The organism is Amycolatopsis dongchuanensis, assembly GCF_039542405.1.
Lineage (GTDB): Bacteria > Actinomycetota > Actinomycetes > Mycobacteriales > Pseudonocardiaceae > Amycolatopsis_E > Amycolatopsis_E sacchari.
The window spans coordinates 124,659-137,786 of record NZ_BAABIB010000075.1; the positions used below are offsets into that span (position 1 = coordinate 124,659).

Sequence of the window (13,128 nt, forward strand, 5' to 3'; positions counted from 1 at the left end):
ACGAGAGGACCTGCCACCATGTCCACGTCCACTCCCCCGGATCCGCGGCTGATCCGGCGTGTCGCACTGGCCAGCAGCGTCGGCACGATGCTCGAGTACTACGACTTCTACCTCTACGGCGCGCTGTCCGCGACGATCTTCGGCAAGCTGTTCTTCCACAGCAGCGATCCGGCGGTGGGCACGCTGCTGGCGCTGGCGACGTTCGGGGTGGGCTTCGTCGCCCGTCCGCTCGGCGGCATCATCGCCGGGCACTTCGGCGACCGCGTCGGCCGCAAGTCCGTGCTCATCGCGACCCTCGCGCTGATGGGCGCCTCGACGGTCGGGGTCGGCCTGCTGCCCACCTACGAGTCGATCGGCACCGGCGCCCCGCTGCTCCTGGTCGCCCTGCGGGTGCTGCAGGGCCTGGCACACGGCGGCGAATGGGGCGGCGCGGCGATCATGACCATCGAGCACGCCCCGCGCGGGCGCCGCGCCTTCTACGGCACCTGGCCGCAGATGGGGGTGTACGCGGGGATCGTCGTGTCCAACCTCGTCCTCGGCGGCTTCATGCTGCTGCCCGACGCGGCGTTCCACTCGTGGGGCTGGCGGATCCCGTTCCTGCTGGGGTTCGTGCTCGTGATCGTCGGGATCTACCTGCGCCGCTCGATCACCGAATCCCCCGAGTTCGAGAAGACGGTGAGCAGCCGCGAGACGGCCAGGGTCCCGATCGTCGAGGCGCTGCGCACGAACGGGCGGGGTGTCTTCGTCACCTTCGGCGCCAAGGCCGCCGAGACCGGCACGTTCTACCTGATCACCGTCTTCGCGCTGACGCTGGCCAACCGGGATTCGGGGCCCGGACAGGGAGTCGCGCTCAACGGGGTGCTGGTCGCCAGCCTCGTCTCGATCGCCACGGTCGGCGTGTTCGGGGTCCTGGCCGACCGGCTCGGGCGGCGGCCGGTCTACGCATTCGGCGCGGCGTTCATGGCGGTCTTCGCGTTCCCGTTCTTCTGGCTCGCCGGCACCGGGTCCGCGGCCGCGCTGTGGCTCGCGCTGATCGCGGGACTGGCGATCGGCCACGCCTCCATGTACGGCGCGCAGACCCTGTACTTCTCCGAGCTGTTCGACGCGCGGGTCCGCTACAGCGGCGCCTCGCTCGGCTACCAGCTCGGTGCCGCGCTGATCGGCGGGTTCACCCCGCTCATCGCGTCCGCGCTCATGTTGCGCGCCCACGGCGAACCGTGGCCGGTCGCCGTCTACATCGTCGGCCTGTGCCTGCTGACCCTGCTCGTGGTCGGGATCTGGGGCCAGGTCCGCACGCGGACCCCCGCCCCCGCCACGAGCACCTCCCCCACCGACCTCGACAAGGAGATCCGAGCATGACCGGTACCGGCGTCATCCCCGAGCACACCCGCGCGGCCGTGGTCCGCGCGTTCGGTGAGCCGATCACGATCGAGGAGGTCCCGGTACCGCCGTCGGTCGAGGCCGGCGGCCTGCTGGTCGAGGTCGTGGCGTGCTCGCTGTGCGGGACGGACGTGCACTGCTGGGAAGGCTCGCTGGCGCTGGACATCCGGCTGCCGCTGATCCTCGGGCACGAGATGGTCGGCCGGATCGTCGCCATCGGCGAGGGCGCGGACCACGACTCGGTCGGGCAGCGGCTGCGGATCGGGGACCGGGTGATCTGGACGCACGCCTTCTGCGGGCGGTGCCGGATGTGCACCGCCAAACGGCCCGCGATGTGCCTCAACCGGAAGGCCTACGGCCACGTCTCGCTGCAGGACTGGCCTTACCTGATGGGCGGCTTCGCCCAGCACGCCTACGTCCTCCCCGGCGCGGGCCGCGTCCGCGTCCCTGACACGGTTCCGGACGCGCTGGCGAGCATGGCCAGCTGCGCCCTGCGCTCGGTGGTCAACGCGGTCGAGCAGGCCGGCCGCGTGGGACCGGAGCACACCGTGGTGGTCCAGGGCGCCGGGCCGCTCGGCATCCTCGCCACCGGGCTGTTCGCGCAGGCGGGCGCCGGCCGGGTCGTCACGGTCGGCGCACCGGCCGCCCGCCTCGAACTCGCCGCGGCGTTCGGCGCCGACGAGGTGATCTCGCTGGAGGACACCCCCGATCCCGCCGAACGGCTGGCCAGGGTGCACGAAGCCACGGACGGCCGCGGCGCGGACCTCGTGGCCGAGTTCTCCGGGCACCCGGCGGCGTTCGCCGAGGGCGTCGACCTGGCCGCGCCCGGCGGGCGCTACGTCGTGGTCGGCCAGCTCGGCGCGGGCACCACCACGATCGCGCCGGGCACGATCACCAAGAAGAACCTCACCGTGATCGGCTCGTTCTCGGGCGACGTTTCGCACTACCACAAGGCGCTCACGGTCCTGGACCGCTACGCGCGCCGCCTGCCGTTCGACCGGCTGATCAGCGGCCGGTACCCGCTCGAAGACGTCAACGCCGTGATCACCCGGATGCAGGCCTTCCAGGAGATCAAACCGGTCCTGCTGCCCTGACCACCCCCACCTTCCCGGAGAAAGACCAACGATGACCGTGCAAGACCACGTGAAGCCCGGAACCGACCTCGTCGGCACCCTCGCCGACACCGACCACGGCGCGCCGGTGGCGCTGCGCATGTTCGTGGGCGGGCAGTGGGCCGAGGCCGCCGACGGCGGCACGTTCGATTCCTACGAACCCCGCAACGGCAAGGTCTGGGCCACCCTGCCCCGCTCGTCCGCCGAGGACGTGGACCGTGCGGTGACCGCGGCCCGCCGGGCGCTGACCGGCGCCTGGTCGCGGGTGAGCGCGGCCGACCGGGCACGCTTCCTGATCCGCATCGCGGCGATCGTCGACCGGCACCGGGACGACCTCGCCGTCATCGAGTCCCGCGACAACGGCAAGCCGTTGCGCGAGGTGCGTGCCGAGATCGACGCGATCGTGCGCTACTTCGAGTACTTCGCGGGCGTGTGCCAGACGGTGCTCGGGGAGACGCACCCGCAGGCCGCCACGGTCTTCAGCTACACGCGGCGGGAACCCGTCGGCGTGGTCGGGGCCATCGTGCCGTGGAACTCGCCGCTGCTCATGCTCGCGTGGAAGCTCAGCCCGGCGCTCGCCGGCGGGAACACCATCGTGCTCAAACCCGCCGAGGAGACCTCGGTGTCGTCCATCGCCTTCGCCGAGCTGATCGCCGAAGCCGGGTTGCCGGACGGCGTGTTCAACGTGGTGACCGGGTTCGGTGAAGCGGCGGGTGCCGCGCTGGTCGCCCACCCGGGGGTCGACAAGATCGCGTTCACCGGGTCCACCGAGGTGGGCAGGCAGATCGCCGCCACCGCCGCGAACGACCTCAAGCTGGTGACGTTCGAGCTCGGCGGGAAGTCCCCCACGGTGATCTTCGCGGACGCCGACCTCGACGCCGCGGTGCACCGCACGGCGTACGGCATCTTCTCCGCCGCCGGCCAGACCTGCCAGGCGGCGTCCCGGATCCTCGTCCAGGACTCCGTGCACGACGAGTTCCTCGACCGCTTCACCGCGCTCGCGCGGCGCATCCGCGTCGGGGACCCGCTGGCGGACTCGACGCAGATGGGCGCGCAGATCTCGGCGCAGCACCGGGAAAAGATCGCGGGCTACGTCGACAGCGGCACGCAGGAGGGCGCGACGCTCGTCTGCGGCGGCACCCGTCCCGCCGACCCGGCGCTCGCGGACGGCTACTACTTCACGCCGACCGTGCTCGACGGCGTCGACAACACGATGCGGATGATGCGGGAGGAGATCTTCGGCCCGGTCACCGGCGTGCTCACCTTCACCGACGAGGCCGACGCCCTCGCGAAGGCGAACGACACCGAGTACGGGCTCGCCGGATCGGTGTGGACGCGGGACATCGCCAGGGCGCACCGGGTGGCCGCGGGGATCGAGGCGGGGCTGATCTGGATCAACACCACCCGGACCATCAACCACCTCGTCCCCTTCGGCGGCTACAAGCAGTCCGGCTACGGCCGGGAGGGTGGGCTGCAGGTGATGGAGCACTACACCCGGGTCAAGTCGGTGTGGGTGGACATACAGGACGAGCTGCCGAACTGGTACGAGGGCTGAGCGCCGGTGGACCTCACGACGACACCACGCACGCTGCTGTTCGTCCCCGGCGACCGGCCGGACCGGATCCCCAAGGCCGCGGCGGCGGGTGCCGAGGCCATCGCGGTCGACCTGGAAGACGCGGTTGCCTTGTCCCGCAAGGAAACCGCGCGCGCCAGCGCCGTGACCGCGCTCGGCGCGCTGCCCTCCGGCGGCCCGCTCGTCACGGTGCGGATCAACGGCGTGGCCAGCGGGCTCGCCGAGGCGGACGTCGAGGCGCTCGAGCCGGTGCTCTCGCGCATCGACCTCGTGATCGTCCCGATGTGCTCCGGTCCTGACGACGTGCGTGCGGTCGCCGCCCTGCTCGAACGCGCCGAGCGGCACGCGCACCGGGAACCGGGCAGCACGGGGATCGTGCCACTCGTCGAGACGGCCGCGGGCATCTTCGCGGTGCGCGAGCTGGCCGCTGCCGAACGGGTGCGGACGCTCGCGTTCGGTCCCGCGGACCTCTCCCGCGAACTCGGTGTCACGCCGACCGCGGGCGGGCAGGAGCTGTTCGTCGCACGCTCCCAGCTGGTGCTCGCGGCGGCCGCGGCGGGGCTGCCGCGCCCGATCGACGGGCCGCACCTCGACCTGTCCGACGACGAGGGGCTCGCCACCTCCGCCGCGCACGCGCGCTCGCTGGGCTTCGGCGGCAAGCAGGTGCTGCACCCCCGGCAGATCCCCGCCGTCGCGGCGGCGTTCGCGCCGACCGAGGAGGAGCTGCGCTGGGCACGCCGGGTCGACGAGGCCTTCCGCGCGGCCGAAGCGGACGGCGTCTCGTCGATCCAGCTCGACGACGGCGAGTTCGTCGACTACCCGATCGCGCGGCGCGCCCGCGCGCTGCTCGCCGAGCGGGGGCGGCCATGACCGCGCCGCCCCGGATCGTCGTCACCCGCGCGCTGCCGGCGAAAACGCTGGAACCGCTGCGCGCCGCCGGGTCCGTCTGGGTCTCGCCGCACGACCGGCCACTGACACCCGGCGAGCTGCGCGAGGCGGTGCGGGGCGCCGACGCCGTGATCAGCATGCTCTCCGACCGCATCGACGACAGCGTGCTCGACGCGGCGGGAAGCGGTCTGCGGATCGTCGCGAACACCGCCGTCGGCTACGACAACGTCGACGTGCCCGCCCTCGCCCGCCGGGGTGTCGTCGCGACCAACACCCCGGGCGTGCTGGTGGACGCGACCGCCGACCTGACCATGGCCCTGCTGCTCGCGGTCACGCGGCGGGTGGCCGAGGGCGACCGGCTCATCCGGTCGGGCGCGGCGTGGTCGTGGGACATCTCGTTCATGCTCGGCACGGGGCTCCAGGGCAAGCAGCTCGGGATCATCGGCTACGGGCACATCGGCAAGGCCGTCGCCACGCGCGCCGCGGCCTTCGGCATGCGGGTGGTCCACCATTCGCGACGGCCCACCCCCGGCACGGAAGCGGTTCCCCTCGACGAGCTGCTGGCCACCTCGGACGTCGTGTCACTGCACTGCCCGCTGACCACCGAAACCCGGCACCTGATCGACGCGGGCGCCCTGCGGGCGATGAAGCGCGAGGCGTTCCTGATCAACACCGCGCGGGGGCCGATCGTCGACGAGGCGGCGCTCGCGGAAGCGCTTTCCGAAGGCCGCATCGCGGGCGCGGGCCTGGACGTCTACGAGCACGAACCCGAGGTCCACGAGCGGCTGCGCACCCTCGGCAACGTCGTGCTGGCCCCGCACCTCGGCTCGGCGACCGTCGAAACCCGCACCCGGATGGCTGAGCTCGCGGTCGAGAACGTGGTCGCGGTGCTCTCCGGCAGGCCGGCCCCGACGCCGGTCTCGGTACTGTCCTGCTGAGGGAACCAGGAAGGGGTCCGATGGCGGGGAAACGGGAGCGGGGCTCGGTGACGAAGGCCGAGGAGGCCTTCAACGCGATCAGGTGGCAGATCGAACGCGGGACGTTGCCGGGCGGGGCCAAGCTGACGCTGCAGAGCCTGTCGGACGGGTTGCAGATGAGCCTCACGCCCATCCGCGAGGCGCTCCGCATGCTCCAGGCACACGGTCTCGTCGAGTACCGGCCCCACCACGGCCACGTGGTGACCCGGTACTCGATCCCCCGCGCCGAGGAGATCTACCTGCTCCGCGAGACCCTCGAACCGCTGGCCACCAGGCTCGCCGCCGAGCGGGCCACCGACCGGGAGCTGGAGGAGATCCAGGGCCTGCACGCGGAGTTCCGCGCCGCGGCGGAGAAGGAGGACGGCGAGCAGGGCGTGGTCGTGGACCTCAACGCCCTGTGGCACCGCGCCGTGTACGAGGCGGCGCACTCGGCCTTCCTCGACGAGTTCATCGACCGGCTCTGGACGGGCGTGCCGTACCAGGCGATCTGGTTCATCCACCGGCGCCACCGTTCGGTGCTCGACCACCAGGTGGTCACCGACGCGCTGCGCGAGCACCAGCCCGACGCCGCGGCCGCCGCGATGCTCGACCACATCGAACGGGGCAAGAAGGCCACCATCGACCACCTGCGCGCGATCGGCGCCCCGGAGAGCTGAGCGGCCGCGAACCGGGGACGGCCTCCGGGATTTCCCTGACGACGCCGGGCGTTCTCGGTCACTAACTTGATCACCATGCTCCGGAGATCCTTCCTGCTGGCCACGACCGTCCTGCTCGCCTCGACGGCCCTGCCGGCCTCGGCCGCCCAGCGGCTCGCGCTGCCCGCGCCCAGCGGGCGACACCCGGTCGGCCGCACCGACCTGCACCTGGTGGACGCGTCACGGCCGGACCCGTGGCGGGGCGGGGTCCGGGAGCTGATGGTGAGCGTGCACCGGCCCGCGCGGTCCGGGCACGAGCGGATGCCGTACATGCTGCCGGGCGCTGCGGCGCACTTCGCCGCGGTGACGGCGAACGGCCTGCTCGGGCTCGGTGTGCCCGCCGGTGCGGACTGGGCGGGCGTGCGAACCGGCTCGTACGGCGGCGCGGTGCCGGTGCCCGGTGACCGGCCGGTGATCGTGTACTCGCCCGGGCTGGGAGAGCCGCGGACGTGGGCCACCGCGGCGGCCGAGGACCTGGCGAGCCGGGGTTACGTGGTGGTGAGCCTCGACCACACGTGGGAGTCCCCGGAGGTGCAGTTCCCCGACGGTTCCGTGCGCACCATGGTCGACCCCGGTGACCCGGACACCTTCGTGCGCAAGGCACTCGCCGTGCGCGTGGCCGACACGCGGTTCGTGCTGGACGAGCTGGCCGCCCGCGGGTTCGACGTGCGCCGCGTCGGCATGTTCGGCCATTCGATGGGTGGTTCGGCGGCCGCGCTGACGATGGCCGCCGATCCGCGGGTGGTGGCGGGGGTGAACCTGGACGGCAACCTGACCTACCTCGACGGCAGCCTGATGCCGCCCGCCGCGCAGGGTCTGGGACGGCCGTTCCTGCTGGTCGGCAAGGACGGCGAGACCGACACGGGTCCCGGCTGGACGGCCTTCCTCGCCGCGACGCGCGGCTGGGCCAGGCAGCTGAGGCTCCGCGGTGCCGAACACGCGTCCTTCACGGACGCCGCGGCGTTGCTGCCGCAACTGGGCGTCGGGCTGGGCACCCTCGACCCGGCGACCAGCGTGCGGACGCAACGCGCCTACGTGGCGTCGTTCTTCGACCGGTGGCTGCTCGGGCGGGACGACCACCTGCTGGGCGGGCCTTCACGGCGTTACCCGGCGATGGAGTTCGTCGCCTGAGCCGCTCCCCGTCAGCTCTGCAGAACCGGCTCGGCGGTGCGCAGCAGCCGCTCGTCCGGCGCCTCCGCGGACATGGACAGCAGGCCCCGCACGAGTTTCACCAGCAACGGCCAGTTCTTCGGGTTCTTCTTGTCCACGCCGCCGATGAGCTGCTTCAGCATCGACAGCGAGTCGAAGTAGACCCGTTCGCAGGAGAGGTTCTCGTCGGCGTCGAAGATGAAGTACGCGGTCATCCGGACGCGGAACTCCGAACCGGTCGGCGGCAGCTTCCCGAACGGGCCGAAGTGGGTGCCGATCAGCCAGAACTCCACCACGACCGCGTCCTCGCTGTGGCGCAGCGAGATCAGCTCGTGGTGCTGGTCGGGGAACGCCCGCCGCGTGTCTTGGTAGTACCCGCGGACGGCGGAGTCCCCGTCGTGCACCGTCATGGTCGGGACGATCTCGTAGTGCGGGTGCGGGAACGTCGACAGCGTGGCGTCCCAGTCCTGGGCGACCTCGTCGCGGAAGTGGTTCAGGACCACCTCCTGCCGGGCACGCAGGACCTCCGTACCGGGGATGTCGAACTCGCTCATGGTGGTGCACTCCTGTTCCTGTGTTGCGGCGCACCACAGTGAAGCAGGCTCGGGGCCCGTGCCCGGGGAGCCCGGCCAGGCGGGATCGAAGACAGGGACTATCGGGCACGCGACCTTCCGTGCACAGGCCGCGGGCGGTGATGTCCCCGGACGCGGTCAGCCGCGCTCCGCCTGCCCCAGTTGTTCGAAGCGCGCGGTCTCCACGTCGAGAGCGGTCTGGGCGCGGCTGAGGGCGGCGGAGCTGTACTCACCGCTGGCCCTGGCCTGCTGGAGGCGCTCGGCCTGTTCGGCCAGGACGCGCAACCGCAGCCGCAGGTACTGGTGCGCGATCTCGATCTGTTCCTGGGAAGGCGGGCCGGTCGTGGCCTCGGCGGGAAGGCGCGTGTCCGAACGGACCTGGTCGAGGACTCGTCCGGCGAACGGCGTCCCGTCGGCGTCCTCCAGCTCCGGGTCGTCCAAAATTGACTCCGCCACCCCCGCGAGCGTGCCCATGAGGCGGACGTACTCGGTGCGCAGCCGCCACGGGTCCTCCCGGGGCACCCGTGCCGCCCGGATGACCGCCGGCAGCGTCAGGCCCTGCGCCAGCAGGGTCGTGATCGCCACGACGTAGGCGATCAGGACGAGCTGGGCGCGGCCGGGGGTGGCCGCCGGGAGGGTCTGCGCGGCGGCGAGGGTGATCGCGCCCCGCATCCCGGCCCAGCCGAGCACCACCCCACCGCGCCAGCCCAGCGTCTCGGTGAGGCGGAACTCGATGTCGGCGGCCATCCGGTCCAGCCGCTCCCGGAACCGGCGCAGCCGCCGGGGCGACAACCGGCGCAGTCGCGCCCCGACCCCGCTGTCCGGTTCGTCGCCCTGCAGCGCCGCCTGCGCCGTTTCCACGCGGGGCTTGAGGCGCGCCGCTTTCCGTTGCTCGCGGTGCAGTCCGGCGATGAGCGGCGCGACGAAGACGACGCGTATCAGGATGACGACCGCCGAGGCCGCCAGCCCGATCAGGAGCGCGCGGGCGACGCCGGTGCCGTCGTCGTGTACCTCGTCGAGCAGCGTCTGCACGCTCAGGCCCATGAGCAGGAACATCCCGCTCTCCAGGAGGAACGCCACCGTGCGCCAGTTGGTGGCCTCGGCGATGCGGTCCGTCGCGCGCACGTGGCGCGGCCCGAGGTGACCCGTCACCAGGCCGGCGACGACGACCGCCAGGACACCGGAAGCGTTCAGCTCCTCAGCGGGCAGGAACGCGACGAAAGGCACCACGAAGGAGATCGCCGTGTTGAGCACGTCGTTGTTCAGCAGCGCGCGGACGCGGACGTTCACGACGCCGACTGCCAGCCCGATCCCGACCGCGAGCACGACCGCGTAGCCGAACTCCCCGACGATGCCCCAGACGGACACCGAACCGGCCACGGCCGCCACGGCCGAACGCAGCAGCACCAGTGCCGATGCGTCGTTGACCAGTCCCTCGCCTTCCAGCACGGTGAGCAGCCGCGGCGGCAGGCCGAGCCGCCGCCCCACCGAACTCGCCGCGACCGCGTCGGTGGGGCTGATCACCGCGCCCAGCGCGAACGCGGCGGGCCAGCCGATCCCCGGGATCAGCCAGTGGAAGAGCCAGCCCGCGCCGAGCGTGGACATCACCACGAGGAGGACGGCCAGGCCCCCGATCGGGCGGATGTTGCGCCGGAAGTCGACGACCGGCATGTTGACGGCGGCCGAATACAGCAACGGCGGCAGCACTCCCGCGAGGATCAGCTCGGGTGCGATCGCGGGGTGCGGGACACCGGGCAGGAAACTCGCGCCGATGCCGACCACCACCAGGCTCAACGGCGCGGCGAGCTTGAGCCGCTCGGAGAACGCCGCGACCACCGCGATGCTGACGACCGCGAGCACCGCGAAGAGAGTCGGTTCCACGGTCGCGCCCGTCCTCCCAGCTGCACCGAGCAATCATGGAATGCTGTTCCACGGGCATCTTGAAGGAGCGCACCGGACCTGTCAAAACGACGACCTGCGCCTCACCCGGCGTGGGTGCAGGAGCCTTCCCCGGCCACGCCCACTCCGGACAGGACTCCGCTCACCACGTCACGGACGAACCGCTGGTCGAGTTCCCGGTGCCCGAACAGCACGCGGAACACGACGGGCGCGGCGAAGAGGTCGATGAGCAGATCGAGGTCCAGACCGGGACGGACGTCGCCGCGTGCCTGGCCCTTGCGCAGCGAGGAGACGCACGCCTCCCGCCGGGGCTCCCAGACCACGGCGAGGAATTCCTCGCGCAGTTCCGGATCATCCGCGAGTTCGGCCGTCAGGGCCGGGAGGACGGTGCTCATGGCAGGATCGGCCATCCCGGCCCGGAGTGCTTCGAGATGGCCGACGAGGTCGCAGTAGGTGCACCCGGTGTCCATCTCCACCACGCAGGCGCGTTCCTCCGCCAAGGCCGCGACCACCAGGTGCTTCAGGCTTTTCCACCGGCGGCGGATGGCGGGCTTGGTGGTGCCCGCGCGCTGGGCGACGGCCTCCATGGTCAGCGCCGGGTAACCGGCCTCCCGCAGGAGCGCGATCACGGCGGCCGGCACCGATCGGTCGATCCGCTCGTCCCGGTGGCGTGCCATCGAATCCTCTCCCCCGCGATCCGGGATCACCCTACCCGCGGCGGAGGACGACCTTGCCGAACGACCTCCCCCGCTCCACCCGCTGGAGCGCGGCGGCTGCCTCGGCGAGGGGGAAGGTCCGGTCGAGCACTGCGGAGAGCCGGCCCTCGGCCAGCAGCGCGACGACCCTGTCCCAGGTCCGCCTGCGGGCCTCGGGTGCGAGCGAGTTCAGGCTGAACGCGAACAGCGCGGGTGAGTTGTGGAAGCCGTTCAGCACCGCCTCGAACACGCCGGTTCCCGGGGCTCCGCCCGCGCCTCCGCAGAGGACGTACCGCCCGTTGGGACGCAGCAATGCCAGGTGCTCACCCACCGCCGGGCCCGCCGCGGTGTGACCACGGTGACCTCGGCGCCCCTGGCGTGGGCGATTTGCGTGGCGAGCACGCCTATCCCGCCACTCGCGCCACGGATGAGCACCCGCTCCCCTGGCACCACCCCGGTCCGGCTCAGCGCACCCTCGGCGACCAGCGCGTTCAGGCCCAGCGCGACGACGTCGACCGGGTCGGCGCCGTCCGGCACCGGAAGCAGCTTGGCCGCGTCGACGACGACCCGTTCGGCGTAGCCACCGAAGTCCGGCAGCGCGAGCACCCGCTTCCCGCCCAACTCTTGCGGGACACCGGAACCGGCTGTCCGCACGCGGCCGACGACCTCCAGGCCGAGCACCGAACCGACACCGGGAAAGGGCGCGTACTCAACCTTCAGCGCCATGACGTCCACATAGCCCACCCCGATCGCCTCGACCTCGACCAATGCCTGCGCGGGACCGGGAACCGGCTCCGGCACATCGGCCACGGCGACCTGCTGGGGCGCCTCGACGACCACCGCTCGCCACCGATAACGTTTCATTCCGGATCGGAACGCATCGATGGACGGGGGCGCCTGTCAAACTTCCCGTCGCGGACACTGCGCGCTCCGGCGAACCGGACAACCGCCGATACCCGGCGAAACATCGCCGACAAGAAACGGAAACACGTGGTCCAGTCCTGTTTTCCAGGTTCATCCGGCCCCTTTTTCCCGCACTTTCAGGCAATTCAGCCGGTTCCCGGTCACGATTGAGCCTCGAAGCCCGGCGCGGGCTGGCCTTCGCCGTCACGGCGGCAGAGGCTGTCCGGGATTTCGGGCGGGCGCCCGGGAAGCTGCGGCACGACGCCGGGAAAGGGGCCGAAGCGGATGGCTGCTCCGCTCGATGTTCCGCCCACCGACGCGCAACCGGAATCCATCACGGCCGGAATGGGACGCGCGATCGAAGGCCGTTCACTGGGGCAGATCGCCTGGGTCCGGCTGAAAAGGGACAAATGGGCGGTGGGCGGCGGCATCGTCGTGGTCCTGCTCGTTCTCGGCGCGCTCGCTTCGCTGCTGCTCAACGCCCTCGGCGTGCTGCAGCCGGACACCTACCACCCCGAGCTGATCGACGCGACGTACGGCCGCCCGGTCGGCGCGTTCGGCGGGATCAGCTGGGCCCACCCCCTCGGCGTCGACCCCGGCAACGGCCGTGACCTGCTCTCCCGCGTGCTGGTCGGTTCGCAGTTCTCACTGCTCATCGCGGCCGGGTCCACGCTGCTGTCCGTGGTGATCGGCGTGACGCTCGGGCTCGTCGCCGGGTTCGCGGGCGGCTGGGTGGACAGCGCGATCAGCTGGCTGATGAACGTGTTCCTGGCGTTCCCCCTGCTGCTGTTCGCGATCGCCCTGTCGGGCGTGGTGCAGCAGTCGGCGTTCGGGCTGTCGGGCAACGCGCTGCACGTCGCCGTGCTGATCTTCGTGATCGGCTTCTTCAACTGGCCCTACCTCGGGCGCATCGTGCGCGGCCAGACGCTGTCCCTGCGGGAACGCGAGTTCGTCGACGCGGCCAGGAGCCTGGGTGCCCGCACCGGCTACATCCTGCGGCGCGAGCTGCTGCCGAACCTGCTCGCGCCGATCCTGGTCTACACCACGCTGCTGATCCCGACGAACATCCTGTTCGAGGCCGCGCTGTCGTTCCTCGGCGTCGGCCTGCACCCGCCCGCCCCCAGCTGGGGCGGCATGCTCTCGGACGCCGTCAGCAGCGGCTCCTACTCCGCCGACCCCGAGTACGTGCTGGTCCCCGGGCTCGCCATCTTCGTCACGGTCATGGCGTTCAACCTGCTCGGCGACGGCCTGCGCGACGCGCTCGACCCGCGAGCGAGGTAGCACC

Annotated in this window: 13 protein-coding genes; 8 read left to right on the plus strand and 5 right to left on the minus strand. The window is 71.9% G+C overall.

Features of this window, described 5'->3' with window-relative positions; genetic code table 11:
- Window positions 1–18: 18 nt before the first annotated feature.
- The 7 genes from ABFX51_RS18215 to ABFX51_RS18245 all read left to right on the plus strand — a co-directional run bounded on the left by ABFX51_RS18215 (window position 19) and on the right by ABFX51_RS18245 (window position 7,756).
- Window positions 19–1,359 carry an MFS transporter gene (locus ABFX51_RS18215; protein ID WP_346054306.1) on the plus strand — a complete coding sequence of 447 codons (1,341 nt, stop codon included), beginning with the start codon at window positions 19–21 and terminating at the stop codon, window positions 1,357–1,359.
- A complete protein-coding gene (locus ABFX51_RS18220) occupies window positions 1,356–2,474 on the plus strand; it encodes a zinc-binding dehydrogenase (protein ID WP_091510569.1) in 1,119 nt (372 codons plus the stop codon). The genes ABFX51_RS18215 and ABFX51_RS18220 overlap by 4 nt, the downstream gene beginning before the upstream one ends.
- A gap of 31 nt (window positions 2,475–2,505) precedes the next feature.
- Window positions 2,506–4,047 (plus strand): aldehyde dehydrogenase, encoded by a 1,542-nt coding sequence (locus ABFX51_RS18225; protein WP_346054307.1) that lies wholly within the window; start codon window positions 2,506–2,508, stop codon window positions 4,045–4,047.
- Window positions 4,048–4,053: 6 nt separating this feature from the next.
- Complete coding sequence (locus ABFX51_RS18230; protein ID WP_346054308.1) at window positions 4,054–4,935, plus strand: HpcH/HpaI aldolase/citrate lyase family protein; 882 nt, start codon at window positions 4,054–4,056, stop codon at window positions 4,933–4,935.
- Window positions 4,932–5,891 carry a 2-hydroxyacid dehydrogenase gene (locus ABFX51_RS18235; RefSeq protein WP_346054309.1) on the plus strand — a complete coding sequence of 320 codons (960 nt, stop codon included), beginning with the start codon at window positions 4,932–4,934 and terminating at the stop codon, window positions 5,889–5,891. The genes ABFX51_RS18230 and ABFX51_RS18235 overlap by 4 nt, the downstream gene beginning before the upstream one ends.
- Before the next feature lie 20 nt (window positions 5,892–5,911).
- Window positions 5,912–6,586, plus strand: coding sequence for a GntR family transcriptional regulator (locus ABFX51_RS18240; RefSeq protein ID WP_091510552.1), 675 nt, complete (start codon window positions 5,912–5,914; stop codon window positions 6,584–6,586).
- Window positions 6,587–6,661: 75 nt separating this feature from the next.
- Complete coding sequence (locus ABFX51_RS18245) at window positions 6,662–7,756, plus strand: alpha/beta hydrolase family protein (RefSeq protein ID WP_346054310.1); 1,095 nt, start codon at window positions 6,662–6,664, stop codon at window positions 7,754–7,756.
- An 11-nt stretch (window positions 7,757–7,767) separates the two neighbouring features.
- On the opposite strand, the gene ABFX51_RS18250 is transcribed toward ABFX51_RS18245, so the two are convergent.
- From ABFX51_RS18250 to ABFX51_RS18270, 5 genes are all read right to left on the minus strand, one after another.
- Window positions 7,768–8,328 (minus strand): ester cyclase, encoded by a 561-nt coding sequence (locus tag ABFX51_RS18250; protein ID WP_091510545.1) that lies wholly within the window; start codon window positions 8,326–8,328, stop codon window positions 7,768–7,770.
- 156 nt (window positions 8,329–8,484) lie between these two features.
- Window positions 8,485–10,227: a cation:proton antiporter gene (locus tag ABFX51_RS18255; RefSeq protein ID WP_091510541.1), complete on the minus strand. Its 1,743-nt coding sequence runs from the start codon at window positions 10,225–10,227 to the stop codon at window positions 8,485–8,487.
- Window positions 10,228–10,328: 101 nt separating this feature from the next.
- The gene (locus tag ABFX51_RS18260; protein ID WP_091510538.1) at window positions 10,329–10,922 is read right to left on the minus strand and encodes a TetR/AcrR family transcriptional regulator; all 594 of its coding nucleotides are present in this window, start codon (window positions 10,920–10,922) and stop codon (window positions 10,329–10,331) included.
- Between the two features lie 31 nt (window positions 10,923–10,953).
- A complete protein-coding gene (locus ABFX51_RS18265) occupies window positions 10,954–11,271 on the minus strand; it encodes a zinc-binding dehydrogenase (RefSeq protein WP_091510533.1) in 318 nt (105 codons plus the stop codon).
- Complete coding sequence (locus ABFX51_RS18270; RefSeq protein ID WP_143249909.1) at window positions 11,172–11,804, minus strand: quinone oxidoreductase family protein; 633 nt, start codon at window positions 11,802–11,804, stop codon at window positions 11,172–11,174. Before ABFX51_RS18270 ends, ABFX51_RS18265 begins: the two co-directional genes overlap by 100 nt.
- A 384-nt stretch (window positions 11,805–12,188) precedes the next feature.
- Here ABFX51_RS18270 and ABFX51_RS18275 point away from each other — a divergent pair, with 384 nt between their 5' ends.
- Window positions 12,189–13,124, plus strand: a complete 936-nt coding sequence (locus ABFX51_RS18275; RefSeq protein WP_245783185.1) for an ABC transporter permease — start codon at window positions 12,189–12,191, stop codon at window positions 13,122–13,124.
- Window positions 13,125–13,128 lie beyond the last annotated feature (4 nt).

Excerpts from the sequence above, each read along its gene's own strand:
- ABFX51_RS18245 (WP_346054310.1), top strand. The coding sequence starts at position 6,662 with ATGCTCCGGAGATCCTTCCTGCTGGCCACGACCGTCCTGCTCGCCTCG.
- ABFX51_RS18235 (WP_346054309.1), top strand. The coding sequence starts at position 4,932 with ATGACCGCGCCGCCCCGGATCGTCGTCACCCGCGCGCTGCCGGCGAAA.
- ABFX51_RS18275 (WP_245783185.1), top strand. The coding sequence starts at position 12,189 with ATGGGACGCGCGATCGAAGGCCGTTCACTGGGGCAGATCGCCTGGGTC.
- ABFX51_RS18240 (WP_091510552.1), top strand. The coding sequence starts at position 5,912 with ATGGCGGGGAAACGGGAGCGGGGCTCGGTGACGAAGGCCGAGGAGGCC.
- ABFX51_RS18220 (WP_091510569.1), top strand. The coding sequence starts at position 1,356 with ATGACCGGTACCGGCGTCATCCCCGAGCACACCCGCGCGGCCGTGGTC.
- ABFX51_RS18260 (WP_091510538.1), bottom strand. The coding sequence starts at position 10,922 with ATGGCACGCCACCGGGACGAGCGGATCGACCGATCGGTGCCGGCCGCC.
- ABFX51_RS18215 (WP_346054306.1), top strand. The coding sequence starts at position 19 with ATGTCCACGTCCACTCCCCCGGATCCGCGGCTGATCCGGCGTGTCGCA.
- ABFX51_RS18270 (WP_143249909.1), bottom strand. The coding sequence starts at position 11,804 with ATGAAACGTTATCGGTGGCGAGCGGTGGTCGTCGAGGCGCCCCAGCAG.
- ABFX51_RS18250 (WP_091510545.1), bottom strand. The coding sequence starts at position 8,328 with ATGAGCGAGTTCGACATCCCCGGTACGGAGGTCCTGCGTGCCCGGCAG.
- ABFX51_RS18225 (WP_346054307.1), top strand. The coding sequence starts at position 2,506 with ATGACCGTGCAAGACCACGTGAAGCCCGGAACCGACCTCGTCGGCACC.